This is a genomic window from Micromonospora sp. NPDC051924, from assembly GCF_055586005.1.
In genome coordinates, this window is record NZ_JBVJJA010000002.1 from 92871 (window position 1) to 115565 (window position 22695).

The 22695-nt window shown below is 73.2% G+C and carries 26 protein-coding genes; 15 read left to right on the plus strand and 11 right to left on the minus strand.

Going from position 1 to position 22695, the window contains the following annotated elements:
• Nucleotides 1-62 precede the first annotated feature (62 nt).
• The gene (gene sigB / locus ACZ6S5_RS01775) at nucleotides 63-1100 is read right to left on the minus strand and encodes an RNA polymerase sigma factor SigB (RefSeq protein ID WP_465996698.1); all 1038 of its coding nucleotides are present in this window, start codon (nucleotides 1098-1100) and stop codon (nucleotides 63-65) included.
• Nucleotides 1101-1326: 226 nt separating this feature from the next.
• Here sigB and ACZ6S5_RS01780 point away from each other — a divergent pair, with 226 nt between their 5' ends.
• The gene (locus ACZ6S5_RS01780; protein WP_465996700.1) at nucleotides 1327-2115 is read left to right on the plus strand and encodes a sporulation protein; all 789 of its coding nucleotides are present in this window, start codon (nucleotides 1327-1329) and stop codon (nucleotides 2113-2115) included.
• 96 nt (nucleotides 2116-2211) lie between these two features.
• Here ACZ6S5_RS01780 and dtd read toward each other — a convergent pair whose 3' ends face one another.
• Together dtd and ACZ6S5_RS01790 are read right to left on the minus strand one after the other, a co-directional pair.
• Nucleotides 2212-2634 (minus strand): D-aminoacyl-tRNA deacylase, encoded by a 423-nt coding sequence (gene dtd, locus ACZ6S5_RS01785; protein ID WP_465996702.1) that lies wholly within the window; start codon nucleotides 2632-2634, stop codon nucleotides 2212-2214.
• On the minus strand, nucleotides 2634-4118 hold the full coding sequence (locus ACZ6S5_RS01790; RefSeq protein WP_465996704.1) for a DUF7782 domain-containing protein: 1485 nt from the start codon (nucleotides 4116-4118) through the stop codon (nucleotides 2634-2636). The genes dtd and ACZ6S5_RS01790 overlap by 1 nt, the downstream gene beginning before the upstream one ends.
• Before the next feature lie 183 nt (nucleotides 4119-4301).
• On the opposite strand from ACZ6S5_RS01790, the gene ACZ6S5_RS01795 reads away from it, so the two are divergent.
• The 3 genes from ACZ6S5_RS01795 to ACZ6S5_RS01805 all read left to right on the plus strand — a co-directional run bounded on the left by ACZ6S5_RS01795 (nucleotide 4302) and on the right by ACZ6S5_RS01805 (nucleotide 7007).
• The gene (locus tag ACZ6S5_RS01795) at nucleotides 4302-5519 is read left to right on the plus strand and encodes a S8 family peptidase (protein ID WP_465996706.1); all 1218 of its coding nucleotides are present in this window, start codon (nucleotides 4302-4304) and stop codon (nucleotides 5517-5519) included.
• Between the two features lie 109 nt (nucleotides 5520-5628).
• Nucleotides 5629-6204 carry an HhH-GPD-type base excision DNA repair protein gene (locus ACZ6S5_RS01800; protein ID WP_465996708.1) on the plus strand — a complete coding sequence of 192 codons (576 nt, stop codon included), beginning with the start codon at nucleotides 5629-5631 and terminating at the stop codon, nucleotides 6202-6204.
• A gap of 98 nt (nucleotides 6205-6302) precedes the next feature.
• Nucleotides 6303-7007 (plus strand): low temperature requirement protein A, encoded by a 705-nt coding sequence (locus ACZ6S5_RS01805; RefSeq protein WP_465996710.1) that lies wholly within the window; start codon nucleotides 6303-6305, stop codon nucleotides 7005-7007.
• 135 nt (nucleotides 7008-7142) lie between these two features.
• On the opposite strand, the gene ACZ6S5_RS01810 is transcribed toward ACZ6S5_RS01805, so the two are convergent.
• Nucleotides 7143-7454, minus strand: coding sequence for a hypothetical protein (locus tag ACZ6S5_RS01810; protein WP_231934773.1), 312 nt, complete (start codon nucleotides 7452-7454; stop codon nucleotides 7143-7145).
• Between the two features lie 106 nt (nucleotides 7455-7560).
• On the opposite strand from ACZ6S5_RS01810, the gene ACZ6S5_RS01815 reads away from it, so the two are divergent.
• On the plus strand, nucleotides 7561-7920 hold the full coding sequence (locus ACZ6S5_RS01815) for a DUF3099 domain-containing protein (RefSeq protein ID WP_465996712.1): 360 nt from the start codon (nucleotides 7561-7563) through the stop codon (nucleotides 7918-7920).
• A 41-nt stretch (nucleotides 7921-7961) separates the two neighbouring features.
• Here ACZ6S5_RS01815 and ACZ6S5_RS01820 read toward each other — a convergent pair whose 3' ends face one another.
• On the minus strand, nucleotides 7962-8855 hold the full coding sequence (locus tag ACZ6S5_RS01820) for a carbohydrate kinase family protein (protein ID WP_465996714.1): 894 nt from the start codon (nucleotides 8853-8855) through the stop codon (nucleotides 7962-7964).
• Nucleotides 8852-9781, minus strand: coding sequence for a pseudouridine-5'-phosphate glycosidase (locus ACZ6S5_RS01825; RefSeq protein ID WP_465996716.1), 930 nt, complete (start codon nucleotides 9779-9781; stop codon nucleotides 8852-8854). Before ACZ6S5_RS01825 ends, ACZ6S5_RS01820 begins: the two co-directional genes overlap by 4 nt.
• A gap of 88 nt (nucleotides 9782-9869) precedes the next feature.
• Here ACZ6S5_RS01825 and ACZ6S5_RS01830 point away from each other — a divergent pair, with 88 nt between their 5' ends.
• From ACZ6S5_RS01830 to ACZ6S5_RS01840, 3 genes are all read left to right on the plus strand, one after another.
• On the plus strand, nucleotides 9870-10088 hold the full coding sequence (locus tag ACZ6S5_RS01830; protein WP_030502976.1) for a DUF3039 domain-containing protein: 219 nt from the start codon (nucleotides 9870-9872) through the stop codon (nucleotides 10086-10088).
• 40 nt (nucleotides 10089-10128) lie between these two features.
• Nucleotides 10129-10779, plus strand: a complete 651-nt coding sequence (locus ACZ6S5_RS01835) for a trimeric intracellular cation channel family protein (RefSeq protein WP_465996718.1) — start codon at nucleotides 10129-10131, stop codon at nucleotides 10777-10779.
• A 179-nt stretch (nucleotides 10780-10958) separates the two neighbouring features.
• The gene (locus ACZ6S5_RS01840; protein ID WP_465996720.1) at nucleotides 10959-12692 is read left to right on the plus strand and encodes a DEAD/DEAH box helicase; all 1734 of its coding nucleotides are present in this window, start codon (nucleotides 10959-10961) and stop codon (nucleotides 12690-12692) included.
• A gap of 120 nt (nucleotides 12693-12812) precedes the next feature.
• Here ACZ6S5_RS01840 and ACZ6S5_RS01845 read toward each other — a convergent pair whose 3' ends face one another.
• Together ACZ6S5_RS01845 and ACZ6S5_RS01850 are read right to left on the minus strand one after the other, a co-directional pair.
• Entirely contained in the window at nucleotides 12813-13046 is a 234-nt protein-coding gene (locus ACZ6S5_RS01845; protein WP_073835435.1) for a DUF7455 domain-containing protein, read from the minus strand.
• 248 nt (nucleotides 13047-13294) lie between these two features.
• Entirely contained in the window at nucleotides 13295-14908 is a 1614-nt protein-coding gene (locus ACZ6S5_RS01850; RefSeq protein ID WP_465996722.1) for an RNA polymerase sigma factor, read from the minus strand.
• A 287-nt stretch (nucleotides 14909-15195) separates the two neighbouring features.
• Here ACZ6S5_RS01850 and ACZ6S5_RS01855 point away from each other — a divergent pair, with 287 nt between their 5' ends.
• A complete protein-coding gene (locus tag ACZ6S5_RS01855; protein ID WP_465996724.1) occupies nucleotides 15196-16008 on the plus strand; it encodes an inositol monophosphatase family protein in 813 nt (270 codons plus the stop codon).
• A 337-nt stretch (nucleotides 16009-16345) separates the two neighbouring features.
• Here ACZ6S5_RS01855 and ACZ6S5_RS01860 read toward each other — a convergent pair whose 3' ends face one another.
• Nucleotides 16346-16861, minus strand: coding sequence for a LytR C-terminal domain-containing protein (locus ACZ6S5_RS01860; protein ID WP_465996972.1), 516 nt, complete (start codon nucleotides 16859-16861; stop codon nucleotides 16346-16348).
• 421 nt (nucleotides 16862-17282) lie between these two features.
• Between ACZ6S5_RS01860 and ACZ6S5_RS01865 the strand changes: the two genes are divergently transcribed.
• Together ACZ6S5_RS01865 and ACZ6S5_RS01870 are read left to right on the plus strand one after the other, a co-directional pair.
• A complete protein-coding gene (locus tag ACZ6S5_RS01865; RefSeq protein WP_046565779.1) occupies nucleotides 17283-17579 on the plus strand; it encodes a DUF4193 domain-containing protein in 297 nt (98 codons plus the stop codon).
• 211 nt (nucleotides 17580-17790) lie between these two features.
• Nucleotides 17791-18687, plus strand: a complete 897-nt coding sequence (locus tag ACZ6S5_RS01870) for a hypothetical protein (protein WP_465996727.1) — start codon at nucleotides 17791-17793, stop codon at nucleotides 18685-18687.
• A 243-nt stretch (nucleotides 18688-18930) separates the two neighbouring features.
• On the opposite strand, the gene ACZ6S5_RS01875 is transcribed toward ACZ6S5_RS01870, so the two are convergent.
• Nucleotides 18931-19431, minus strand: coding sequence for a DUF3093 domain-containing protein (locus ACZ6S5_RS01875; RefSeq protein ID WP_465996728.1), 501 nt, complete (start codon nucleotides 19429-19431; stop codon nucleotides 18931-18933).
• Between the two features lie 86 nt (nucleotides 19432-19517).
• On the opposite strand from ACZ6S5_RS01875, the gene dut reads away from it, so the two are divergent.
• From dut to ACZ6S5_RS01895, 4 genes are all read left to right on the plus strand, one after another.
• Nucleotides 19518-20015: a dUTP diphosphatase gene (gene dut / locus ACZ6S5_RS01880; RefSeq protein ID WP_465996730.1), complete on the plus strand. Its 498-nt coding sequence runs from the start codon at nucleotides 19518-19520 to the stop codon at nucleotides 20013-20015.
• Between the two features lie 25 nt (nucleotides 20016-20040).
• Nucleotides 20041-20706: a DUF3710 domain-containing protein gene (locus ACZ6S5_RS01885; RefSeq protein WP_465996732.1), complete on the plus strand. Its 666-nt coding sequence runs from the start codon at nucleotides 20041-20043 to the stop codon at nucleotides 20704-20706.
• Nucleotides 20707-20896: 190 nt separating this feature from the next.
• Nucleotides 20897-21277, plus strand: coding sequence for an OB-fold nucleic acid binding domain-containing protein (locus tag ACZ6S5_RS01890; RefSeq protein ID WP_465996733.1), 381 nt, complete (start codon nucleotides 20897-20899; stop codon nucleotides 21275-21277).
• Nucleotides 21274-21951 (plus strand): DUF3159 domain-containing protein, encoded by a 678-nt coding sequence (locus ACZ6S5_RS01895; RefSeq protein WP_465996735.1) that lies wholly within the window; start codon nucleotides 21274-21276, stop codon nucleotides 21949-21951. Before ACZ6S5_RS01890 ends, ACZ6S5_RS01895 begins: the two co-directional genes overlap by 4 nt.
• A gap of 52 nt (nucleotides 21952-22003) precedes the next feature.
• On the opposite strand, the gene ACZ6S5_RS01900 is transcribed toward ACZ6S5_RS01895, so the two are convergent.
• Nucleotides 22004-22693 (minus strand): potassium channel family protein, encoded by a 690-nt coding sequence (locus ACZ6S5_RS01900; RefSeq protein ID WP_465996737.1) that lies wholly within the window; start codon nucleotides 22691-22693, stop codon nucleotides 22004-22006.
• Nucleotides 22694-22695 lie beyond the last annotated feature (2 nt).

Consider the following 22695-nt stretch of genomic DNA (forward strand, 5'->3'; position numbering starts at 1 on the left):
GCGCTGCAAGCAACCGCGAGGCCCCCGGCGAACCGCCGGGGGCCTCGCGGGTTCCGGGCCGTTCAGCAGGCGTACGCCTCCAGGCGGTTCGCCCGCTCCGGGTCGCGCAGCTTCAGCAGCGTGACCTTCTCGATCTGCCGGATCCGCTCCCGGGACAGGCCGAACTCGCGACCCACCTCGTCCAGGGTGCGCTGCCGGCCGTCGTCCAGACCGAACCGCAGCCGGATCACCGCCTGCTCCCGCTGGGAGAGGGTGGCCAGCACGATCCGGACCTCGTTGCGCAGCTCCCCGTTGGCGGCGGCGTCACCCGGCTCCGCGCGCGGGTCGACCGCGGCGACGAAGTCGCCGAGCGCGCTCTCGCCGTCCTCGCCGACCGCCTGGTCCAGGCTGACCGGCTCCCGGTCGTAGGAGACCAGCTCGATCACCTGGAACTCGGGGATCTCCAGCGCCCGGGCCACCTCGGCGACGCTGGGCTCGCGGCCCAGCGTGACCGACAGCTCCCGGCGGACCCGGACCATCCGGTTGACCTGCTCGACCATGTGCACCGGGATGCGGATGGTGCGGGCCTGGTCGGCCATGGCGCGGGTGATGGCCTGGCGGATCCACCAGGTGGCGTAGGTGGAGAACTTGTAGCCCTTGGTGTAGTCGAACTTCTCGACCGCGCGGATCAGGCCGAGGTTGCCCTCCTGGATCAGGTCGAGGAAGGCCATCCCGCGGCCGGTGTAGCGCTTCGCGATGCTGACCACCAGGCGCAGGTTCGCCTCCAGCAGGTGGTCCTTGGCGGCGCGGCCCTCGGCCACGATCAGCGCCAGGTCGGCGTGCAGCTCCGGGGAGACCGGGGTGCAGGTGGAGAGCTTCTCCTCGGCGAAGAGGCCGGCCTCGATCCGCTTGCTCAGCTCCACCTCCTGTGCGGCGGTGAGGAGCTTGGTACGGCCGATGCCGTTCAGGTACGCCCGGACCAGGTCGGTGGAGACGCCCCGCTCGTCGGTGGCGTCCAGGTCGCTCAGAGGGGCGTCCTGGTCGGTCGGGACAATGGTGCCGAGCTCGGCGTCGATGGTGGCAGCCGGGCGGGTCTGGTGCTCGATCATCTGCAGGGCCATCTCTGTCTCTCCCCGTGTCCTTGTGCCGCGTACCGGTCTCCGTGCCGCGTGCCGGCGCGGTGGTGCCGGTGATGAACAGCTTGGCGCGCGGGGCGTGAAACGGGAGTGAGGCGATCGGGGAACCGACAGCAATCCCGGCGGAAAGTCGGGTGTCGCTTGCCCGCCCCGGTTACCGTGCCAGCGGCCGGCCACCGGGGCGCGGCAGCACAGGCGATCGGAGGACGTGGTGGTCTTCAAGCGGCTCATGCAGGCGATGGGTGTGGGTGGTCCGTCGGTGGAGACGGTGCTGGCCAACCCGAACTGCCGCCCCGGCGGCCACCTGGAGGGCCGGATCCAGGTGCTCGGCGGGGACCACCCGGTGGACGTCTCGTACGTGGCGCTCGGCCTGGTCACCCGGGTGGAGGTGGAGAGCGGCGACTCCGAGTACGACACCACCCAGGAGTTCGGCCGTCGGCAGGTGACCGGTGCGTTCCAGCTGGAGCCCGGGCAGCGGTACGACGTGCCGTTCCGCTTTGACGTGCCCTGGGAGACCCCGCTGACCGACCTGTACGGCCAGCACCTGCACGGGATGACGATGGGGCTGCGGACCGAGCTGGAGGTGGCCCGGGCGGTCGACAAGGGTGACCTGGACGCGGTGGCGGTGCACCCGCTGCCCGCCCAGGAGCGGCTGCTGGAGGCGCTGCTGCGGCTCGGCTTCCGGTTCGCCCGGGCCGACGTCGAGCGGGGCCACATCTACGGCGTGCACCAGACGCTGCCGTTCTACCAGGAGATCGAGTTCCACCCGGCGCCGCAGTACGCGGGCGCGATGAACCAGCTGGAGGTCACCTTCGTGACCGACCCGCAGCGGGTGCAGGTGGTACTGGAGCTGGACAAGCGGGGCGGCCTGTTCACCGAGGGCCACGACGCCTTCGGCCGGTTCACGGTGGACCACGCCACGGCTGACCGCACCGACTGGGCCGCCCAGCTCGACGGCTGGCTCCGCCAGTCCCTCTCCCGCCGCGGCCTCTTCTCCTGACCGCCCGACCGCAGGCCCGCCCCGGGCTCGTCGATCATGAGGTTGGCGGCACTCGTGGAGATCCACACCGCCGCCAACCTCATGATCGCGAACCGGTCAGAAATCCAGGAGGATGGTGCGGGGGCCGACGTTGACGGACTCGACGAGCATGTGGGCGCGGAAGCGGCCGGCCTCGACCTTCGCGCCACGTCGACGCAGCTCCTCGACCACGGCCGTGACCAACGGCTCGGCCACCTCGGCGGGGGCGGCGGCGGTCCAGCTCGGACGGCGGCCCTTGCGGGCGTCGCCGTAGAGGGTGAACTGGCTGACCACCAGGATCGGCGCACCCGTGTCGGCGGCGCTGCGCTCGTCGTCCAGGATGCGCAACTCGTGGATCTTGCGGGCCATGGTCGCCGCCACCTGCCCGGTGTCCGCGTGCGTCACGCCGAGCAGCACCAGCAGGCCGTCGGCGATCTCGCCGACCACTTCGCCGTCGACGGTCACGGCGGCCCGGCTGACCGTCTGCACCACCGCCCGCATCAGCCCTCCACCGGCTCGACGATGCCCCGCTCGACCAGGTGGGCCACGATCGGCCCGGCCGCCTCGGCCAGCTCGTCCGGGGTGACGTCGTGCGCGGCGGCGAGCAGGGCGAGCTGGTCCCGCAGCGGCAGCCGGCCGTCCGCCCCGCCGACCAGGGCGAGGACGAGCGGGTCGATCTCCTCCGACCAGCGCAGCCCGTGCGGCATGGCGAGCACCTGCCGGTCCACCGCCCAGCCCTCGTCGCCCATGGTGGCCTCCTGGCGCAGCTGGAGCCCCTCGGCGGCCCGGTAGCGCGCGGTCAGCAGCCCGTCCGCGTCCCGGTCGCGCAGCCAGTCCTGCCGGCCGAACCACTCGGCGATCCGGTCGCCCATCGGGGGCTCCACCCGCTGCCGCAGGTCCTCCACCCGGACGAGGGGCTGATCGTGGCCGGCGCGGCGCAGCGAGATGATGCCGAAGCCGATCGCTTCCACCTTGTGCGCGTCGAACCAGTCCAGCCAGGTCGCCATCCGCTGCGGGTCGGCGGTGTCCCCGACATCGGTGAGCCAGAGGTTGACGTACGCCATCGGGTCGGCCACCTCGCGCTGGATGACCCAGGCGTCCAGCCCGGTGCCGGCGAACCAGCCGGTCACCCGTTCCGCCCAGTCCTCGCCGGTGACGTGCACCCAGTTGGCCAGGTACTGCATCGTCCCGCCCTCGGTGAGCAGGTGCGGCGCGGCGCCGGCCAGTTCGGCGCCGATCGCGTCGCCGACCCGCCCCGAGTCCCGGTAGACGTGCGTGGTGGTGCCGGGGCCGACCACGAAGGGCGGGTTGCTGACCACCAGGTCGAACCGGCGGCCGGCCACCGGGGCGACCATGTCCCCGCGCAGCAGCTCCCAGTCCTGGCCGTTGAGGGCGGCGGTGGTGGCGGCGAAGCGCAGCGCCCGTTCGGAGACGTCGGTGGCGGTCACCCTCTGGGCGTGGGTGGACAGGTGCAGGGCCTGGACGCCGGAGCCGGTGCCCAGGTCCAGCGCGGTCGCCACCGGACGGCGCACGGTCGCGCCGATCAGCGTCTGGGTGGCCCCGCCGATGCCCAGCACGTGCTCGGCGTGCAGCGGCCGTCCCGGTCGGGCGCTGGCCGGTACGTCGGCGAGGACCCACCAGTCGTCCCCGTACGGCTCGAGGTCGACGCCGGCGCGCAGGCCGTCGCCGTGCCGCTCGACGATCCCGCCGGCGAGGGCCTCTTCGACGGCCAGCGGGGCGAGCGCGGCGGCCACCGCCGGCTCGGGCTCGGTCTGGTCGCAGATGAAGACCCGGATCAGCGTCGCGAGGGGGTCGCGGTCCTCGGTGGCGCGCAGGGCGGCGCGGAAGTCGTTGCGGGCGACCCCGCCGGTGGCCTGCGGGCCGAGCCGGTCGGCGATGCCGTTGGAGGTGAAGCGCGCCCGGGTCAGCGCGGTCCGCAGCGCGGCCACGCCGGCGGGGGAGAGCAGCATGTCATGACGGTCCACGTCGCCATCCTGCCTCGCCGGGCCCGCCGCGCGGCCGGCACCCGGGAGATCCATACCGCCGGCCGTATCAACAGGCAACTATCTCTTTCATGTTCATCGATGTCTGGCTAGCATTCCCACCAATGTTCGTCGATGGGTGTGCCGGTGGCCACGAGCCTGGCGCCCCCGGTAGGGAGCCCGACGATGTCCGACGTGTCCGTACCCCGGCGTCGCGCGCTGCATGCGTTCGCCGTCACGGCCGCCGCCGCGGCCCTCGCGGCCGCCGCCACCCCCGCCCTCGCCGCACCGACCGGTGACATCCGCTACGCCGCTGCCTCCGACGCCATCAGCGGCAGCTACGTGGTGGTGCTGAAGACCGACGCGGTCGGCGCCGCGAACAGCCTCACCGCCCGCAGCGCGGTGCCGGACCGGGCCGCCGGGCTCGCCCGGCGCTACGGCGGCACCGTCGGCACGGTCTGGAGCGCCGCGCTGACCGGCTACAGCGCGACGATGAGCCCGGCCCAGGCCCGCCGGCTCGCCGCCGACCCGTCCGTCGCGTACGTCGAGCAGGACCGGGTGGTCACCACCCAGGGCACCCAGACCGGCGCGACCTGGGGCCTGGACCGGATCGACCAGCGCAGCCTGCCGCTGAACGGCACCTACACCTACCCGAACACGGCCACCAACGTGCGGGCGTACATCATCGACACCGGCATCCGGATCTCGCACAGCGACTTCGGTGGCCGGGCGACCTGGGGCACGAACACCGTCGACAGCAACAACACCGACTGCAACGGCCACGGCACCCACGTCGCCGGCACGGTCGGCGGCGCGAAGTACGGCGTGGCCAAGGGCGTCCGCCTGATCGCGGTGAAGGTGCTCAACTGCTCGGGCAGCGGCAGCACCTCCGGCGTGATCAGCGGCGTCAACTGGGTCACCTCGAACGCGGCCAAGCCGGCGGTGGCCAACATGAGCCTCGGCGGCGGGGCCAGCAGCACCCTGGACAGCGCGGTGGCCAGCTCGATCAGCTCCGGCGTCACGTACGCCATCGCGGCCGGCAACTCCAGCGCCAACGCCTGCAACTACTCGCCGGCCCGGGTCTCCTCCGCGATCACCGTGGGCGCCACCACCAGCAGCGACGCCCGTGCCTCGTACTCCAACTACGGCTCCTGCCTGGACATCTTCGCGCCCGGTTCGTCGATCACCTCGGACTGGAGCACCAGCGACACCGCGACCAACACCATCAGCGGCACCTCGATGGCCACCCCGCACGTGGCCGGCGCGGCGGCCCTGGTGCTCAGCGCCAACCCGTCGTACACCCCGGCGCAGGTGACCAGCTACCTCACCACCAACGCCACCACCGGCAAGGTGACCAGCCCCGGCTCCGGCTCGCCGAACCGGCTGCTCTTCGTCGTCAACTGACCGACCCCCGGCGCGCGGCCCGGTGGACACCACCCCTGTCCACCGGGCCGTGTCGCGTCCTGCGGGGAGTCGCGCGTGCCCGAGGGCGGTCGACCGGCAGGATGGGGACATGACGCTCTCCCTGCCCATCGACCCGGAGGCCAACGGGCTGCTGGCGCGCAGCCCGCTGGCGCTGCTCCTCGGCATGGTGCTCGACCAGCAGGTGCCGATGGAGAAGGCCTTCTCCTCCCCGTACGTGCTGGCCCAGCGGCTCGGCCACGAGCCGGACGCCCGGGAGCTGGCCGGGTACGCCCCGGAGGCCCTGGTCGCCCTCTTCGCCCAGCCGCCCGCGCTGCACCGGTTCCCCAAGGCCATGGCGGCCCGGGTGCAGGAGGTGTGCCAGGTCCTGGTCGACCGGTACGACGGCGACCCGGCCCGGCTCTGGTCCGAGGCGGCCGACGGGCGCGACCTGCTGCGCCGGGTCGGCGAGCTGCCCGGCTTCGGAAAGCAGAAGGCACAGATCTTCGTTGCCCTGCTCGGCAAGCGGTTCGGGGTCATCCCGGACGGCTGGCGGGAGGCTGCCGGCGGCTACGGCGACGCGGACGCGTACCGCTCGGTGGCCGACGTGACCGACCCCGAGTCGCTGCGCCGGGTACGCGAGTACAAGCAGCGGATGAAGGCCGAGGCGAAGGCCGCGAAGGGCTGACGCAACCGGAGCTTCGGCCGGGTCGTTGTCGTGACCGTCGGCACGGCGACGACGGGTCGTCTCGTTGGACGGCGGGACGGCGGACGGGGAGGGTGACGGTGCGGAAGCGCGGCGGGACCCTGCTCCGGCCGCCGATCAGTTCCGCGCGGGCCACCTTCCTGGAGCTCTTCTTCGACCTGGTCTTCGTGTTCGCCCTGACCCGGGTCTCCCAGCGGCTGATCGAGGACCTGCCGGCCACCGGCTGGGCGCTCGCCGCCGAGGTGGGCCGTACCCTGCTGCTGTTCCTGACGCTGTGGCTGGTGTGGACGATCACCGCCTGGGTGACCAGCCGGTACGAGCCGGAGCGGACGACCATCCAGTTCGTCGTGGTGGGCTCGATGTTCGGCAGCCTGGTGATGGGCGTGGCCCTGCCGCGTGCGCTGGAGGAGCGGGCGTTGCCCTTCGCGCTCGCGTACGTGGCGGTGATGCTGGGCCGACCCGGCTCCCGGACCCTCGGTCTGCTGGCCCTGTCCGCCGTGGCCGGGGTGTTGGCGCTGGTCGCGCTGCTGGACGCGATGCGCAGTCCGGGGCCGGCCGGGCGAGCGGCCCGCCCCGCCGATCGGTCGGGAACGCCCGTCCGGGGACGTGGACTGACCGCTCAGGCGGCGGTGGGGCGCGACAGCGCGGCGAGGGCCCGGCGCACGTCGGCGAGGGAGACCGTGGCCGAGTCGTCCAGGTCGGCCAGGCCGGCCTCGATCCACTGCCGCATCAGCGTGGTCACCCCGATGCCGCGCGCCTCGGCGACCGCCCGGACCCGTTCGTAGGTCTCCAGGGGCAGGCGTACCGAGCGACTGACCATCGGCACGTCGGTGTCGGGGGTAGGCAGTTCCGCCGGCTGCGTCTCGTCGATCAGGTCGGCGAGCGCGTCGCCGCCGTCGTGGAACCGCTTGGTCGCCTCGTTACGGTGCATCGTGACCGCCTCCTCGTCGGCGCGATCTCCGCACGGCCTCGTCGTAGCGCTTGGCCTCGACGTCGCTCAGTTCGCGGGCGGAGAGGATGTCCCAGTCGTTGTCGGTGCCGTCGGCCTCGGCCAGCAGCACGGCGAGGCGCCGCCCCCGGTGGTCGGTCGCGTAGACCACCATCACGTCGTCCCCGAGGTGCCGGATGACCCGTCGCGTGCTGTGCAGGGCCTCCCAGACTTCCCCGGGCGTGACGTCGTAGACCCGCAGGTTCGCCAGCGCCTCGTCGGTGAAGCTGAACCGGTTGCCCACGGACGGAGCGTACCACGCACGTAACACGCACCGCCTTGTCACGATTTTCGCCGATCAACCGTCCGGGGTGACAGGATGAGGCGTAATCCCCTCGAGGAGGTCTGTGGTGAAGCAGCGTCCGGCACCCCAGCCGATCCTGATCACCGACGCCCGGACCAGCCAGGATGACCAGCTCAACAGCCGGCAGAAGCGCTACGTGCTGATGATGGGCATCCGGGTCGCGTGCCTGGTCGTCGGGGCGATCCTGGTCGGTGCGAAGGTTCCCCTGCTCTGGCTCTGGCTGCCGCTGTGTCTCCTCGGGATGGTGCTCATCCCCTGGCTGGCCGTGCTGCTGGCGAACGACCGGCCGCCGAAGGAGGAGCACCGGCTGGCCAACAAGCTCCACCCGCGCCACCGCGACGACACCCCGCCGATGGCGCTCTCCGCGGAGGAGCGCCCGCACAAGGTCATCGACGCCGAATCCTGACGGTCCGGGCCCGCTGACGCCGGGCCCGGACCGTACCCGCTTCAGGGGGTCGGCCGGGCCCCCACGGACGAGACCGCGAGCGCGCCGAGGTCCCCGGCGCGGGACAGCGCCGCTCGCGGATCCGCGCCCGCGAGCCACGCGGTGAGCAGGCCGGCCGCGAAGGCGTCCCCCGCCCCGGTGACGTCGACCACCGGCACCCCGCGCGCCGGGGCCGTGTCGACCGTCCCGTTCCGGTCCACCCAGACCGCGCCGGCCGCGCCCCGCTTGACCACCACCCGGCGGGCCACCGCGGTCAGCGCCCGCGCCTGTGCCGCCGGGTCCAGCCCGCCGGCCAGCACCGTCGCCTCGTCCGTGTTGACCAGCAGCAGATCGACGTCTCGTACCCAGGACAGGAAGGCCGCCGCGCCGACCCGCCGCAGCGGGGCCGCGGAGGCCGCGTCGACGCTGGTGCTGAGCCCGCGCTCGCGCGCCACGGCCAGCGCGCGCAGTCCCGCGTCGCGCGACCCGGCGTCCAGCAGGGTGTACGCGGACAGGTGCAGGTGCCCGGCGTCGGGCGCCGCCGCCAGGGCCCGGTCCACCTGTGCGGGGGTCAGCCGCAGGTTCGCCCCGCGCTGGCTGATCATCGTGCGCTCGCCGCCGTGGGCCAGCACGATCACCGTGCCGGTCGGGTAGCCCTCGTGCCGCTCCACCGCGCAGCTCACGCCCACCCGTTCCAGCTCGGCGACCCGCTCGCGGCCCGTCTCGTCGTCGCCGACCGCGGCGACCAGGGTGACCTCCGCCCCCTGGGCGGCGAGCCAGGCCGCCGTGTTGGCCGCCTGGCCGCCGCCGCTGAACCGGATTCCGGCGGCGGTGTCCGAGCCGGTGGCGACCGGCCCGGAGAGCACCGCGACCACGTCGGTGATGACGTCGCCGACCACGACGATGTGTGGACTCATGCCGCGGTGCGCCGGGCCGCCGCGGCGACCGCGATCCGGGCGGCCAGGTCGGCGTTGCGCAGGATGATCCGGACGTTCACCGCCAGGCTGGCGCCCTCGGTGGCCGAGTGGAAGTGGGCCAGCAGGAACGGGGTGACCGCCTTGCCGGTGACCCCGTCCCGGGCCAGCAGCGCCAGCCCGTCGGCCAGGGTGCGGTCGTGCAGCGCCGGGTCGAGCTGCTCGTCGGCCGGCAGCGGGTTGGCCACGATCAACCCGCCGTGGTGCACGCCCTGCGCCTCGCGGGCCAGCAGCACGTCGGCGACCTGCTCCGGCGACTCCACCGACCAGTCCAGGTCGAACCCGGCGTCGGTGAGGTAGAAGCCGGGGAAGCGGCGGGTGCGGTAGCCCACCACGCTCACGCCGAGGGTCTCCAGCCGTTCCAGGGTGGCGCCGACGTCGAGGATCGACTTGACCCCGGCGCAGACCACCGCGATCGGGGTCCGGGCCAGGGTGACCAGGTCGGCCGACTCGTCGAAGGTCTGCGCGGCCTCCCGGTGCACCCCGCCCAGCCCGCCGGTGGCGAAGACGCCGATCCCGGCCGCCGCGGCCACCGCGCTGGTCGCCGCCACCGTGGTGGCGCCGTCCGCGCCGGTCGCCGCCGCCACCGCGAGATCGCGTACGGAGAGTTTGCTCACCCCGTCGACGGTGGCCAGCCGGGTCAGGCGGGCGTCGTCCAGCCCCACGATCAGCTCACCGGCGACCATGCCGATGGTGGCCGGAACCGCGCCCGCGTCCCGGACCGCCTGCTCGATCCGCCGCGCGACCAGCAGATTGTCCGGCCGGGGGAGGCCGTGCGAGACGATGGTGCTCTCCAGGGCCACGACGGGACGCCCGTCGCGCAGGGCGTCGGCCACCTCGGTGCCGAAACTGATGTGAAAGTTGGTCACTTCCGTTACGGTACGGGCCGCCCTCCGGTCGACCTGCGGTGGACCGGCCCGGATCGACCTGCCAAACTGTTCAGTTGGAGGTGTACACGTGAGCACAGAGGTTCTCGAGCGTCCGGAGCTGAAGGACGCCGACACCGGTCCCGAGATGTTCCACTACGTCCGCAAGGAAAAGATCGCCGAGAGTGCCGTGATGGGCACCTTCGTGGTGGCGCTCTGCGGCGAGACGTTCCCGGTGACCAAGGCGGCCAAGCCGGGTTCGCCGGTCTGCCCCAAGTGCAAGGAGATCTACGACTCGTACGCCGAGTGATCCTGGACGGCCGGGCCGGACGCCCACGTAACCTGCGGCGGTGACCACCTCCACCGCCCTGCTCTTCGCCGACCTCACCGGTGTCGCGGTCTTCGCCGCCTCCGGTGCCTCCGCGGCGGTGGCGAAACGGCTCGACCTGTTCGGGGTGGTCTTCGTCGGCGTGGTCGCCGCCCTCGGCGGCGGGATCTTCCGGGACCTGGTCATCGACGAGGTCCCCCCGCTGGCCTTCGCCGACTGGCGGTACGCGGCGACCGCCGCGGTCACCGCCGCCGCCGTCTTCTGGCTGCATCCCCAGCTCGCCCGGCTGCGCACCACCGTGCTGGTGCTCGACGCGGCCGGCCTCGGCCTGTTCACCGTCACCGGCACGCTCAAGGCGCTGGACGCGCACGTGCCGGCGGTCGGCGCCTGCATGATCGGCATGCTCACCGCGATCGGCGGCGGCCTGGGCCGGGACCTGCTCACCGGCGAGATCCCGGTGGTGCTGCGCCGGGAGATCTACGCCGTCGCCGCGCTCGCCGGCTCCGTCGTGGTGGCCCTGCTTTCGGCGTACGGGTGGGCGAGGACGGTGCCGTTGACCGCCGCCGCCACCTTCGTCTTCCTGCTGCGCCTGGTGTCGCTGCGGCGCCGCTGGTCCGCCCCGGTCGCCACCCTGCGCCCGCCGCGCACCGGCACCCGCGGCCCGCAGGGCTGAGCCCCGGCGCCGCGGCCGGCCGGATGTGACCAGCGTGGCGTCGAGTGGGGAGAAGTGCCCCCGCTGGTTATGCTGATCCGGCCTTCGCCGCACGGGATGCGCGAGGGCCTTTTCATGGGCGGCGGTACCCGTGGCCCTCGGCCGGGGCCCGCCGTCGTGCGGTCGGAGAGGAGCTACGCGTGGCACCGCGGTTGCCGGCGCTCGAGACGTTTCCGCCCCTGCGGGCCTGGCAACGCAAGGCGATGGTGGAGTACCTGCGTCGCCGTACCGAGGACTTCACCGCGGTCGCCACGCCCGGTGCCGGCAAGACCACGTTCGCCCTGCGGATCGCCGCCGAGCTGCTGAACGACGGCACCGTCGAGGCGGTCACCGTGGTCGCCCCCACCGAGCACCTGAAGACCCAGTGGGCGCAGTCCGCCGCCCGGGTCGGCATCCAGCTCGACGCCGCGTTCCGCAACGCCGACCTGCACTCCGCCGCCGACTTCCACGGCGCCGTCGTGACGTACGCCCAGGTCGGCATGGCCCCGCAGGTGCACCGACGGCGCACCATGACCCGACGGACCCTGGTCATCCTCGACGAGATCCACCACGCCGGCGACTCGCGTACCTGGGGCGACGGCGTGAAGGCGGCCTTCGAGCCGGCGGTCCGCCGGCTGATGCTCACCGGCACACCGTTCCGCTCCGACGACAACCCGATCCCGTTCGTCAGCTACGAGCGGGGCGGGGACGGGCTGCTCCGCTCCCGCGCCGACTCCGTCTACGGCTACTCCGACGCGCTGCGCGAGGCGGTGGTCCGGCCGGTGCTCTTCCTGGCGTACTCGGGCGAGACCCGGTGGCGCACCAACGCGGGGGAGGAACTGGCGGCGCGGCTCGGCGAGCCGATGACCCAGGACCTGATCGCGCAGGCCTGGCGTACCGCGCTGGATCCGGCCGGCGACTGGATGCCGCAGGTGCTGCGGGCCGCCGATGCCCGGCTGACCGTGCTGCGCGACAACGGCATGCCCGACGCCGGTGGCCTGGTGATCGCCAGCGACCAGCAGGTGGCCCGCTCGTACGCGAAGCTGCTGGAGCAGGTGACCGGCGAGAAGGCCGCCGTGGTGCTCTCCGACGACCAGGGCGCCTCCGCGCGGATCGCGACGTTCGCGGCGTCCGAGCAGCGCTGGCTGGTCGCGGTCCGGATGGTGTCCGAGGGCGTCGACATCCCCCGCCTGGCGGTCGGGGTGTACGCGACCAGCGCCAGCACCCCGCTCTACTTCGCCCAGGCCATCGGCCGGTTTGTCCGGGCCCGGCGCCCCGGGGAGACCGCCTCGGTCTTCCTGCCCAGCGTGCCGCACCTGCTCGGGCTCGCCAGCGAGATGGAGGCCGAGCGGGACCACGTGCTCGGCAAGGCCAAGGAGTCCGACGGGTTCGACGACGACCTGCTGGAGCGCGCCCAGCGGGACGACCAGGCCAGCGGCGAGCTGGAGAAGCGGTTCGCCGCGCTCTCCGCGACCGCCGAGCTGGACCAGGTGATCTTCGACGGCGCGTCGTTCGGCACCGCCGCCCAGGCCGGCACCCCCGAGGAGGAGGAATACCTCGGCCTCCCCGGGCTGCTCACCGCCGATCAGGTCTCGATGCTGCTCACCAAGCGGCAGGCCGAGCAACTGGCCGCGCAGCGGCGCAAGGCCGCCCAGCGGGCCGCTGAGCCGGCCGCTGAGGCCTCGGCGGCAGCGCCCCCACCGATGAGTGCCGCCCAGCGTCGGGTGGCCCTGCGGCGACAGCTGAACGCCCTGGTGGCCGCCCGGCACCACCACACCGGCCAGCCGCACGGCAAGATCCACGCGGAGCTGCGCCGCCTCTGCGGCGGTCCGCCGAGCGCTCAGGCCACCATCGAGCAGCTCGAAGAGCGCATCGCCACCGTCCAGACCCTCTGACCGCGCTCCCTGGCCTCACCCGGGGTCTCACCCCGGGCCTGGGGGGTACGGAAAAGCCGACCGGAGGCTACCCGTCTGGGTGCCTCCGGTCGGCTTTGTCGCGGTTATCTGGTTACCGGCTCAGTTCGCCATCAGATCGGCGCCACGCCAGCTGAACTCCGGGTCCGTCGCGTACCGCACGGTGATCTTCACGAGATCCTCCGCGTACTTGTTCGCGTGGTGCCCACAGAACACCAGCTCGCTCCCACCCGCCAGAGTGATCCGGAGCTTGCCGGCAGCATTGCAGCGGTCGCACCGTTCATCGGCGGCCGGGGGGCTCACCGTCTCGGGCGGCGGCGTGAGGGTCGGGGTCATCGCCTTCCTCCTCTGGTCGTCACCGATGAACACTCTCTTCGGTCGTTGCTCACCTATCGTGCAACACCCTGCTCGGGCCTTGCCTTCCCTGTGTGCCCGTCGGGGACGGAGGTCACACCTGGCGTGGAAGACAGTGTGCCGTGCACCAAGGGTGCCACGTCAACGATCACAAACAGGCAACCGACCGATCACCAAAGAGTGTTGTACGGCTGGTGATCAAACCGACACGGTTGGTTGACGTGCACGGCTCAGTCCAGGTAGTCGCGGAGCACCTGGGAACGCGAGGGGTGCCGCAACTTGGACATCGTCTTCGACTCGATCTGACGGATGCGCTCCCGGGTCACGCCGTACACCTGGCCGATCTCGTCCAGGGTGCGCGGCTGGCCGTCGGTGAGGCCGAAGCGCAGGCGTACCACGCCCGCCTCGCGCTCGGACAGCGTCTGCAGCACCTGCTGGAGCTGGTCCTGCAGCAGCGAGAACGAGACCGCGTCGACCGCGACCACGGCCTCCGAGTCCTCGATGAAGTCGCCGAGCTGGCTGTCGCCCTCGTCGCCGATGGTCTGGTCGAGCGAGATGGGCTCCCGGGCGTACTGCTGGATCTCCAGCACCTTCTCCGGTGTGATGTCCATCTCCTTGGCCAGCTCCTCCGGAGTGGGCTCGCGGCCCAGGTCCTGGAGCAGCTCGCGCTGGATCCGGCCGAGCTTGTTGATCACCTCGACCATGTGCACCGGGATGCGGATGGTGCGGGCCTGGTCGGCCATGGCGCGGGTGATGGCCTGGCGGATCCACCACGTGGCGTAGGTGGAGAACTTGTAGCCCTTGGTGTAGTCGAACTTCTCGACCGCGCGGATCAGGCCGAGGTTGCCCTCCTGGATCAGGTCGAGGAAGGCCATCCCGCGACCGGTGTAGCGCTTGGCCAGCGAGACGACCAGCCGGAGGTTCGCCTCCAGGAGGTGGTTCTTGGCCCGCTCGCCGTCCCGGGAGATCCACATCAGGTCACGCTGCATGTCGCGGGTGAGCTTCTCCTCGCCCTCCTCGGCGGCACGCAGCCGCTCGGCGGCGTAGAGGCCGGCCTCGATCCGCTTGGCGAGCTCGACCTCCTGCTCGGCGTTGAGCAGCGGCACCTTGCCGATCTGCTTCAGGTACGCCCGCACGGAGTCGGCCGAGGCGGTCAGCTCGGCGTCGCGACGCGCCTGCTTGAGCGCCTCGGACTCCTCGTCGTCCCACTCGAAGTCGTTGTCGCTGGCCGAGCTGGCCGCGTCGGCCTCGGCGGCCTGGGTGAGCTCGGCCGGCTCGTCGACCACCACGTCCTCGATCTCGGCGGCCAGCTCCTCCGGGTCGATCTCGCCCTCGGGGCCCTCGCCCTTGGCGGCGGCCTTCGCCGGCTTCGCCCCGGCGGTCTTCGCCGCCACGGTCGCCTTGGTGGCGCGGGTGGCCTTGGCGGCCTTCGCCGGGGCGGCGGCCTTGGCGGCCACCTCGGCGGTGGTGCCGGCGGCCTTGCGCGCGGTCGCCTTCCGCGGGGCGGGGGCGGCCGGGGCCTCCTCGGCGGCCGGCGCCTGCTTCGGGGCGGGTGCGGCGGCCTTCTTGGTGGTCTTGGCGGTGGTGGCCCGGGAGGCGGGCGTGGCGGACCGGGCGGCGGCCACGCGGCGGCGGGTGCTGGCGGAGCCGTCCACCACCACCGTCACCCCCGCCTCGGAGAGCGCACGGAGGATCTTCTTGGCCTGGGCCGGGGTCACCTCAGCGGACTCGACGGTGCGCGCGAGCTGGGCCGACGTGAGCTGGCCGCCGGCGCTCTGCGCGTGGGCGATCAGGGTGTCGGTGAGCGAGCGAACGTCGGCGCCGGTCTGGCGGGGTTCTGTCACGAATGACCTTCCGGAGGCGAAGAGCGAGCACGGCCGGGTTCGTCCGGCGCAGCAGGGAGCGCCGTGCCGGGCGATGTCGTTGAGGGACCCCCGTGTCCCGGTCCGACCGGTCGCTGGCGGTCCGTGGCGCGTGGGCAGGGTGAATTGTAACGCCGTCTACGGCGATCGACCCGCGCCGCACGGGGTACCGGCGGTGTGGACCGCCGATTCGGCGCAGATGTGGACTTTGTAAGGATGATACCCACGCACGACCCGGCCGGCCGCCGTCGTGCGGGAAGGGGACGAACATGATCGGCTCGGCGACCACGCCGCGGGAACTGCTGGAGATCGCCGTCGAGGTGGCCCGGGACGGGGCCGCCACCGCGCACCGGATGCGGGCCGAGGGGGTCTCGGTCGCCGCGACCAAGAGCACTGTCACGGACGTGGTCACCGCCGCGGACCGGGCGGTGGAGCGACAGGTGCTCGACGCGCTGCGGGTCCGCCGCCCCGGGGACGCGGTGCTGGGCGAGGAGTACGGCGCCGGCCCGGCCGGTGGGAGCGGGGTGCGCTGGATCGTCGACCCGATCGACGGCACCGTCAACTACCTGTACGGGCTGCCGTACTGCGCGGTCTCCCTGGCCGCGGAGGTCGACGGCGAGGTGGTGGCCGGGGTGGTCCGCAACGTCGCCACCGGCGAGGAGTGGACCGCCACCGCGGGCGGTGGCGCCTGGCGGGATGGGCAGCGGCTGCGCTGCTCCACCGAGACCGACCTGGGGCAGGCGCTGGTCGCCACCGGGTTCGGCTACGACGCCGGTCGCCGGGCGCACCAGGCCCGGGTGGTCGCCGAGCTGATCCCGCACGTCCGGGACATCCGCCGGATGGGCGCCGCCGCGCTGGACCTCTGCCTGGCCGCCGAGGGGCGGGTGGACGCCTACTACGAGAAGGGGCTGGCCGCCTGGGACCTCGCCGCGGGCGGGCTGGTCGCCCGCGAGGCGGGGCTGCTGGTGACCGGGCTGTCCGGCCGGCCGGCCGGTCCCGACCTGGTGATCGCCGCCCCGCCGGCGCTCTTCGAGCCGTTGCACACCCGGCTCGCCGCCCTGGACGCCTCCGGCGGCCCCTGAGCCCACCCCGGCCCCGTGCGGCCCGCCCCCGTCGAGCCCCCGGCGTCGGGCCGCCCTGGCCTGTCCGTCCGGCGTTGGCCTGCCCGTTCGAGGCCGCCCGGCATCGTCCGCCCCGTCCGGCGTCGGCCGAGCGGGTCCCTCGCCGCTCGGTGGAACGTCATGGAGGTCATCACGGGTTTTTGACCTCCATGACGTTCCATGCACCGCCTGCGGCGCGTGGCGGGCACGACGTCCGCGGCCACGTCGCTACGCGAAAAGAGTGGCCTTCCGTGTCGGAGAGGCCACTCTTTCCGGAAATCGTGTGGACCGCGGTCAGCCGGACGGCGGACGTCGCGGGTTACTTGTCCAGCGGGGCCGGGCAGGTGCCGGGCGGGGCGATTGGCGAGCCGAGGTCGCCGAGGGACTGGTTGACCTCGGTGGTGGTGGCCAACTGTTGGAAGCTGTTGCCGAGGACCACGTCGACCGTGTCGTCCTTGCGCTTCAGGTCGGGTTCCAGCTTGGCGTTGTTGAGGAAATAGGCCCGGAGCAGATGCGCGGAGCCGACGCCCTTCGGGCCGAATCGCAGCACGGCGACGTCGTCCACCTGCTTGGGGGCGTTGCCTTCCTTCTTGACCTGGAACTTGCGGTTACGGAAGTCGTCCGCGACGCTGCCGGCCAGGCCCACCTCGTCGGTGCCGTTGTAAACGTTGATCTTGACGTCCTTGGGCTCGCGGAGGGCGACGTCAGCCAGCGGCCAGTTCTTGGGGCAGCCCTCGGCCGTGCCCGCGTTGCTCTGGGTGTCCCGCACCAGTGCGACGACGACGAAGACCAGGGCGAGGACCGCCAACAGGCCGACGACTACGAGTGCCCGCACTCGCGCAAAACTCATCTGGGCGCTCCCGGACAGTGATTGGGTGGCGGCGGCCGCCGGCGGTCGGGCCGTCGAGTACGCCGCTGAGGTTAACGGTTGTCCGGCCGTGGCGTGGAAACAGTCCGACATGCCGGCGCGCCACCGGGGGAACGGGTACTACTACCCCTATCTTCGTGTCGCCTGAGTCACATTGGGAACAACTTCGGGCGCCGGGGCGTACATCTCTGCCACGAGGGCGGTATACATGCCTCGCCCAAAGGGGGGGTAAGGTTCCGCGCTCGCTGGGGGAGTTCCTCTGGCGACTCGGCCCACCGGTCGTCGGGTCGAGTGACCGACACATTTGGTGGCCGGCCAGTGGAACCGAAACAGCGTCGTCCGGCGTTACAACCGGAAGCGACCATATCGATATGGGAGAGTGAAACCGATGGCCACCGACTACGACGCCCCGCGTCGCGACGAGGTCGACCTCGGCGAGGACAGCCTGGAAGAGCTCAAGGCCCGGCGGGTCGACTCACAGTCGGGCGCCGTGGACGTCGACGAGGCTGAGGTGGCGGAGAGCTTTGAGCTGCCCGGTGCCGACCTGGCCGACGAAGAGCTCACGGTCAAGGTGCTACCGATGCAGCAGGACGAGTTCCGGTGCGGCCGCTGCTTCCTGGTGCACCACCGCAGCCAGCTCGCGGTCGAGCGGAACGGCGAACTGATCTGCCGCGAGTGCGTCTGACCCCGACGCGTGTCACCGGCGGCGGCCTCCTCGACGGGGCCGCCGCTGTTCGAGCCGCCGTGCGCCGGCGGCGGGAAGCTGCTTGACTCGTACCGGCGGCTGCCACGCCGCGGAGCACGGGAGGGCGGACAGTGAGCGAGCGCAGCGAGCGAACCATGCGGTTCAGTAGCGTGGCGCGTCGCGCCGCCGGGAAGCGAAGCGAGGCGGCGGCGTGAGCGGACGCAGCGAGCGAGCCGAAGGTCCGGACGCCGACGGGGCCGGCGCCGAGCCGTCGACCGGGAACGGTGCCGAGCGGCCCGCGCCGGCCGCCGACGCCGAGCGGGCGGTTGACGCCGAGCGGTCCGCGCCGGCCGCCGACGGCGACCAGCTCGGCGCGACCGTCGCCGCCCTCACGGCGGACGACATCGCGCCCGCCCGTCGCCGCCAGCTCCTCACCCGGCTGGTCGGTCAGGCGCGCGCCCGTGGAATCACCGACCTGTTCAAGCCCAAGGCCGCGATCCGCTGGATGGCGGACACCGTCGCCGAGGTCGCTCCGCACGTGCCGATCCGTGATCTGGCCACGCTGCGGCGGCACTTCCCCGGCCTGGACGACGACGAGTTGGCCGAGCGGTTGATCCGCAACGCCGCCCGGGCCACCGCCGGGGTCGGCGCGGCGGGTGGCGGGGTCGCCGCGGTGGAATGGGCGGTCACCCCGACACTGCTCTCCGCGCCCGTGCTGCTGGCCGCCGAAACGGTCGCGGTGGTCGCCATCGAGCTGAAACTGATCGGCGAGCTGCACGAGCTCCACCGGCTTCCGCTGCCCACCGGCGGCACGCAGCGCGCGGTCGCCCTGGTGCAGTCCTGGGCCACCCAGCGAGGGATCAATCCGATGATGCCCGGGGTCGGGGTGAGCGCGGTGCTGAGCACCGCCGCCCGCCGCGAGCTGCGGGACAGCCTGCTGCGCCGGTTCGGCCGGAACCTGACCACGCTGGGGCCGTTCCTGACCGGCGCGGCCGTGGCCGGCTACCTCAACCGCCGGGCCACCCGCACCCTGGCCGACCAACTCCGCAAGGACCTGCGCCGCCGCAGCCGCGAACTCCCCGGCGGCTCCCGCCCCGCCCTCCCCTGACACCGGCGCCACCTACCGGCGTCGCCCCCGCTCCGGCGCCGTCCCTCGCGGCGTGTCCTCGCACGGAGAGAGCGCCACCCACTACCCCGACGCCATTCATTCCCGGAAAGAGTGGCTTCCGGCTCGCGAATGAGCACTCTTCCCGGGAAACGGTGCGACATCAGGGCTCGGCGGGGACCCGGGCGGGCGGGCGGACGCGGCGACAGTGCGGGACCGCGGCGGCCGGGTGCGGCGAGGGGGCTGTCAGGCGGCGTCGCGGGCGGCGAGGAGGGCGGTGGCCAGCTCCACCGGGTGCCGGGTGCTGACCACCCAGAACGGGGTGGGGTCGGCGGGGTCGTCGAGCACGATCTGCACCCCGCCACCGACCCAGGGCCGCTGCACCACGAAGGCGATCGGGTCGGCGCCGACGCCCAGCACCTCGCGCCGGCCGGCCGCGTCGAGCGGGACGACGTCGGCGACGTACCGGACCGGGAGGCGAGCGTCGTCCACCCGCAGCTCGCCGTCGCGGACCGCGATCCGGATCCGGCCCAGCCAGGCCAGCCCGGCCACCGCCGCGGGGATCAGCACCACGAAGGGCAGCCAGGCGCGGACGCCGCTCGCGCCCATCCACAGCTCGGCGGCGAGGAGCCCGGCCAGGGCGAGCCCGGCCGGCCAGGCCCACCAGGGCAGGGTGAGCCGCTCCGCGTACTCCGTTGCGGGGGTCACCCGGGACGCCGGGGCGGGCGAGGACGACGACTGGCGCACAGTCCGAGGGTACGGCGCACGGCCGGCCCGCCAACCGGCAGGATGGCAGGGTCACCCCCGCAAGGACCGGACGGAAGAGGAAGACCGTGACAGACCTCGTACCCGTGCCCGTACGCCAGCTCGACCCCGAGCTGCCGCTGCCGGCGTACGCCCACCCTGGCGACGCCGGCGCGGACCTGGTGGCCGCCGCGGACGTGGAGCTGCCGCCCGGCGGGCGGGCCCTGGTGCCGACCGGCGTGGCCATCGCGCTGCCCGAGGGGTACGTCGGGCTGGTGCATCCCCGATCGGGGCTGGCGGCCAGACTCGGCGTGACGGTGCTCAACGCGCCCGGTACGGTCGACGCCGGCTACCGGGGTGAGATCCTGGTCAACCTGATCAATCATGATCGGGACACCCCGGCGAAGATCAGCCGGGGCGACCGGATCGCGCAGCTCGTCGTCCAGCGGGTCGCGCGGGCCGATTTCCAGCCGGTGGCGGAACTGCCCGCGTCCCGGCGCGGTGCCGGCGGGCACGGGTCCACCGGCGGGCACGCCGGGCTGGTTCCGGCCCCGGCGGGCGGGCAGACGGAAGAGGTGGCAGGGTGAGTGCGAACAGCGGAGGGTGGGCGCAGTGATCTTCTCCCGTAAGCGGGCCGAGGACGCGCGGCACGCGCGTGACGACCGGAACACCGGGGTCCTCGACGCCCAGGAGGCCGAGGAGACCTCGCAGGCGCCGTCCCGGGGCCCGTACGACGTCTCCGAGGCGCCCGAGGCGCCCCGGCTCGATCTGGGCAGCCTCCAGATCCCGGCGGTGCCCGAGGTCGAGGTGCGGGTGCAGGCCGACCCGCAGGGCGTGATCCAGCAGGTCGTGCTGGTGCACGGCCAGAACGCCCTCCAGCTCGGCGTCTTTGCCGCCCCCCGCTCCGAGGGCATCTGGGACGAGGTGCGCGAGGAGATCCGGCAGTCGCTGTTCAACGACGGCGCGGCCGCCCAGGAGGCCGAGGGGGAGTACGGCACCGAGCTGCGGGCCCGGGTGCGTACCCCGGACGGCGTGACCGACCTGCGCTTCGTCGGCATCGACGGGCCGCGCTGGATGGTCCGTGGCGTCTACCAGGGCGAGGCGGCCACCAACCCGGTCGCCGCCGGCCCGCTGGCGGCCTGCCTCGACGGCCTCGTGGTCGACCGGGGCCACGAGGCCAAGCCGGTCCGGGAGCCGCTGCCGCTGCGGCTGCCCCGCGAGGTGGCGGAGCAGCAGGCGGCCGGCCAGCAGCCCGCGCCGGAACAGCGCGAGGCCTGAGGCACACCACACCGGGCCCGGTTGCCCGTCGGCTCCCGTCGACGGCGCCGGGCCCGTCGTGCGTCCGTCCCCCCGGCGGCGGTACGCCCCGGACGCCGGTGCCGCGGCCGGGGTGAATCGGGCTACGCTGGCGGGACGGTTTCCGGCGCCTGCCGGGCCGAGCCGGGTGGAGAAGGGTGACGCGGAGGTCATGACGACCGACGAGAGCCGGGTGTCGCTCCGGCGGCTTTTGCATCGGCTCACCGCGAGCGAGTCCGAGATCGAGGCGCAGGAGCTGCGCCGGGAGAGCGCCGAGTCCGGCGGCATGCCGGCCCACCAGTGCCGCCGGGGGCAGGTGGTCTCGGTCGCCGGGCGGCTCCGCACGGTGGTCTACACGCCGCGGACGAACCTGCCGACCCTGGAGGCCGACCTCTACGACGGCAACGACGTGGTCACCCTGGTCTGGCTGGGCCGACGGCACATCGCCGGGATCGAACCGGGCCGGCACCTGACCGCCCGCGGCCGGATGGCTGTCCGGGACGACCGCAAGGTGATCTACAACCCGTACTACGAGCTGGAGTCGCCGAAGTGACGACCGGACAGCACACCGAGCCGGAGACCGGGCCGGAGGACGACGAGCGGCTGCCCAGCCTCGCCGAGCAGATGGCCGACCAGCTCGGCGGCTGGCGCGGCCTGGTCGAGTCGAGCATCCCCGTGGTGGTCTTCGTGATCGCCAACGTGCTCGGCGAGCTGCGTCCCGCGGTGATCGCCTCGGTGACGGTGGCGCTGCTCATCGCCGGGCTGCGGCTGGCCCAGCGACGGCCGGTCCGGCACGCCGTCAACGGCCTGGTCGGCATCGCCATCGGCGCGGCCATTGCCTGGCGGACCGGCGACGAGCGGGACTTCTACCTGCCCGGCATCCTCTACGGCATCGGCTACGGCCTGGCCCTGCTGGTCTCGGCGGTGATCCGGCAGCCCCTGGTGGGTTGGATCTGGTCGGTGCTGGTGGCCAAGGGCCGCGCGGAGTGGCGGGACGACCCCCGGCTGGTCCGCACCTTCACCCAGCTGACCGTGCTCTGGGGCGTGGTGTGGCTGGCCAAGGTGGGCGTGCAGGCCGGGCTCTACCTGGCCCACCAGGACACCGCGCTGGGCGTGGCCCGGCTCGCCCTGGGCTACCCGCCGTACGCGCTGCTGCTGCTGATCACGGTCTGGACGGTGCGCCGGGTCACCCGGGAGACCGCGCCGACGCCGCTGCCGGGCGCCTGAGGGCCCGCCGGCCGTGGCCGGCGAGGGCCGGCCGGCGGGACCCCGACGAGGGTCAGGCCCGGTCCCGGGTGCGGCCGACGCTGTCCGGGCCGAGGATCACCGCGCGGACCTCGTCCTCCACCGCGGCCGTGCACACGAAGATCAGCTCGTCGCCGGCCTCGATCGGGTCGTCCGGGGTGGGCACCAGCACCCGCTTGCCGCGCAGGATCGCCACCAGGGCGGCGTCCCGGGGGATCGGCACCGCGTGGATCGGCTGGCCCACGTACGGGGCGGTCGGCGGCAGGGTGATCTCGACCAGGTTCGCCTCGCCCTGCCGGAAGGTCATCAGCCGGACCAGGTCGCCGACCGTGACCGCCTCCTCAACCAGGGCGGCCATCACGCGCGGCTTGCTCACCGCGACGTCGACGCCCCACTGCTCGGTGAAGAGCCACTCGTTCTCGGCCCGGTTGACCCGGGCGACCACCCGGGGCACCGCGAACTCGGTCTTGGCCAGCAGCGAGACCACCAGGTTGACCTTGTCGTCGCCGGTGGCGGCCACCACCACGTCGCAGCCGGAGACGTTGGCCTCCTCCAGGCTGGCCAGCTCGCACGCGTCGGCGAGCACCCACTCGGCGGCCGGCACCCGGTCGGGCCGCAGCATCTTGGGCTGCCGCTCGATCAGCATCACCTGGTGCCCGTTGTCGATCAGCTCCTGGGCGATCGACCGGCCCACGTTGCCGGCGCCCGCGATGGCGATGCGCATCG

Bases quoted from the DNA above. Each gene is read 5' to 3' on its own strand.
- ACZ6S5_RS01890 (WP_465996733.1), top strand. From the start codon at position 20,897: ATGACGACCGACGAGAGCCGGGTGTCGCTCCGGCGGCTTTTGCATCGG.
- dtd (WP_465996702.1), bottom strand. From the start codon at position 2,634: ATGCGGGCGGTGGTGCAGACGGTCAGCCGGGCCGCCGTGACCGTCGAC.
- ACZ6S5_RS01795 (WP_465996706.1), top strand. From the start codon at position 4,302: ATGTCCGACGTGTCCGTACCCCGGCGTCGCGCGCTGCATGCGTTCGCC.
- ACZ6S5_RS01800 (WP_465996708.1), top strand. From the start codon at position 5,629: ATGACGCTCTCCCTGCCCATCGACCCGGAGGCCAACGGGCTGCTGGCG.
- ACZ6S5_RS01820 (WP_465996714.1), bottom strand. From the start codon at position 8,855: ATGAGTCCACACATCGTCGTGGTCGGCGACGTCATCACCGACGTGGTC.
- ACZ6S5_RS01855 (WP_465996724.1), top strand. From the start codon at position 15,196: ATGATCGGCTCGGCGACCACGCCGCGGGAACTGCTGGAGATCGCCGTC.
- ACZ6S5_RS01845 (WP_073835435.1), bottom strand. From the start codon at position 13,046: ATGACCCCGACCCTCACGCCGCCGCCCGAGACGGTGAGCCCCCCGGCC.
- sigB (WP_465996698.1), bottom strand. From the start codon at position 1,100: ATGGCCCTGCAGATGATCGAGCACCAGACCCGCCCGGCTGCCACCATC.
- ACZ6S5_RS01865 (WP_046565779.1), top strand. From the start codon at position 17,283: ATGGCCACCGACTACGACGCCCCGCGTCGCGACGAGGTCGACCTCGGC.
- ACZ6S5_RS01900 (WP_465996737.1), bottom strand. From the start codon at position 22,693: ATGCGCATCGCCATCGCGGGCGCCGGCAACGTGGGCCGGTCGATCGCC.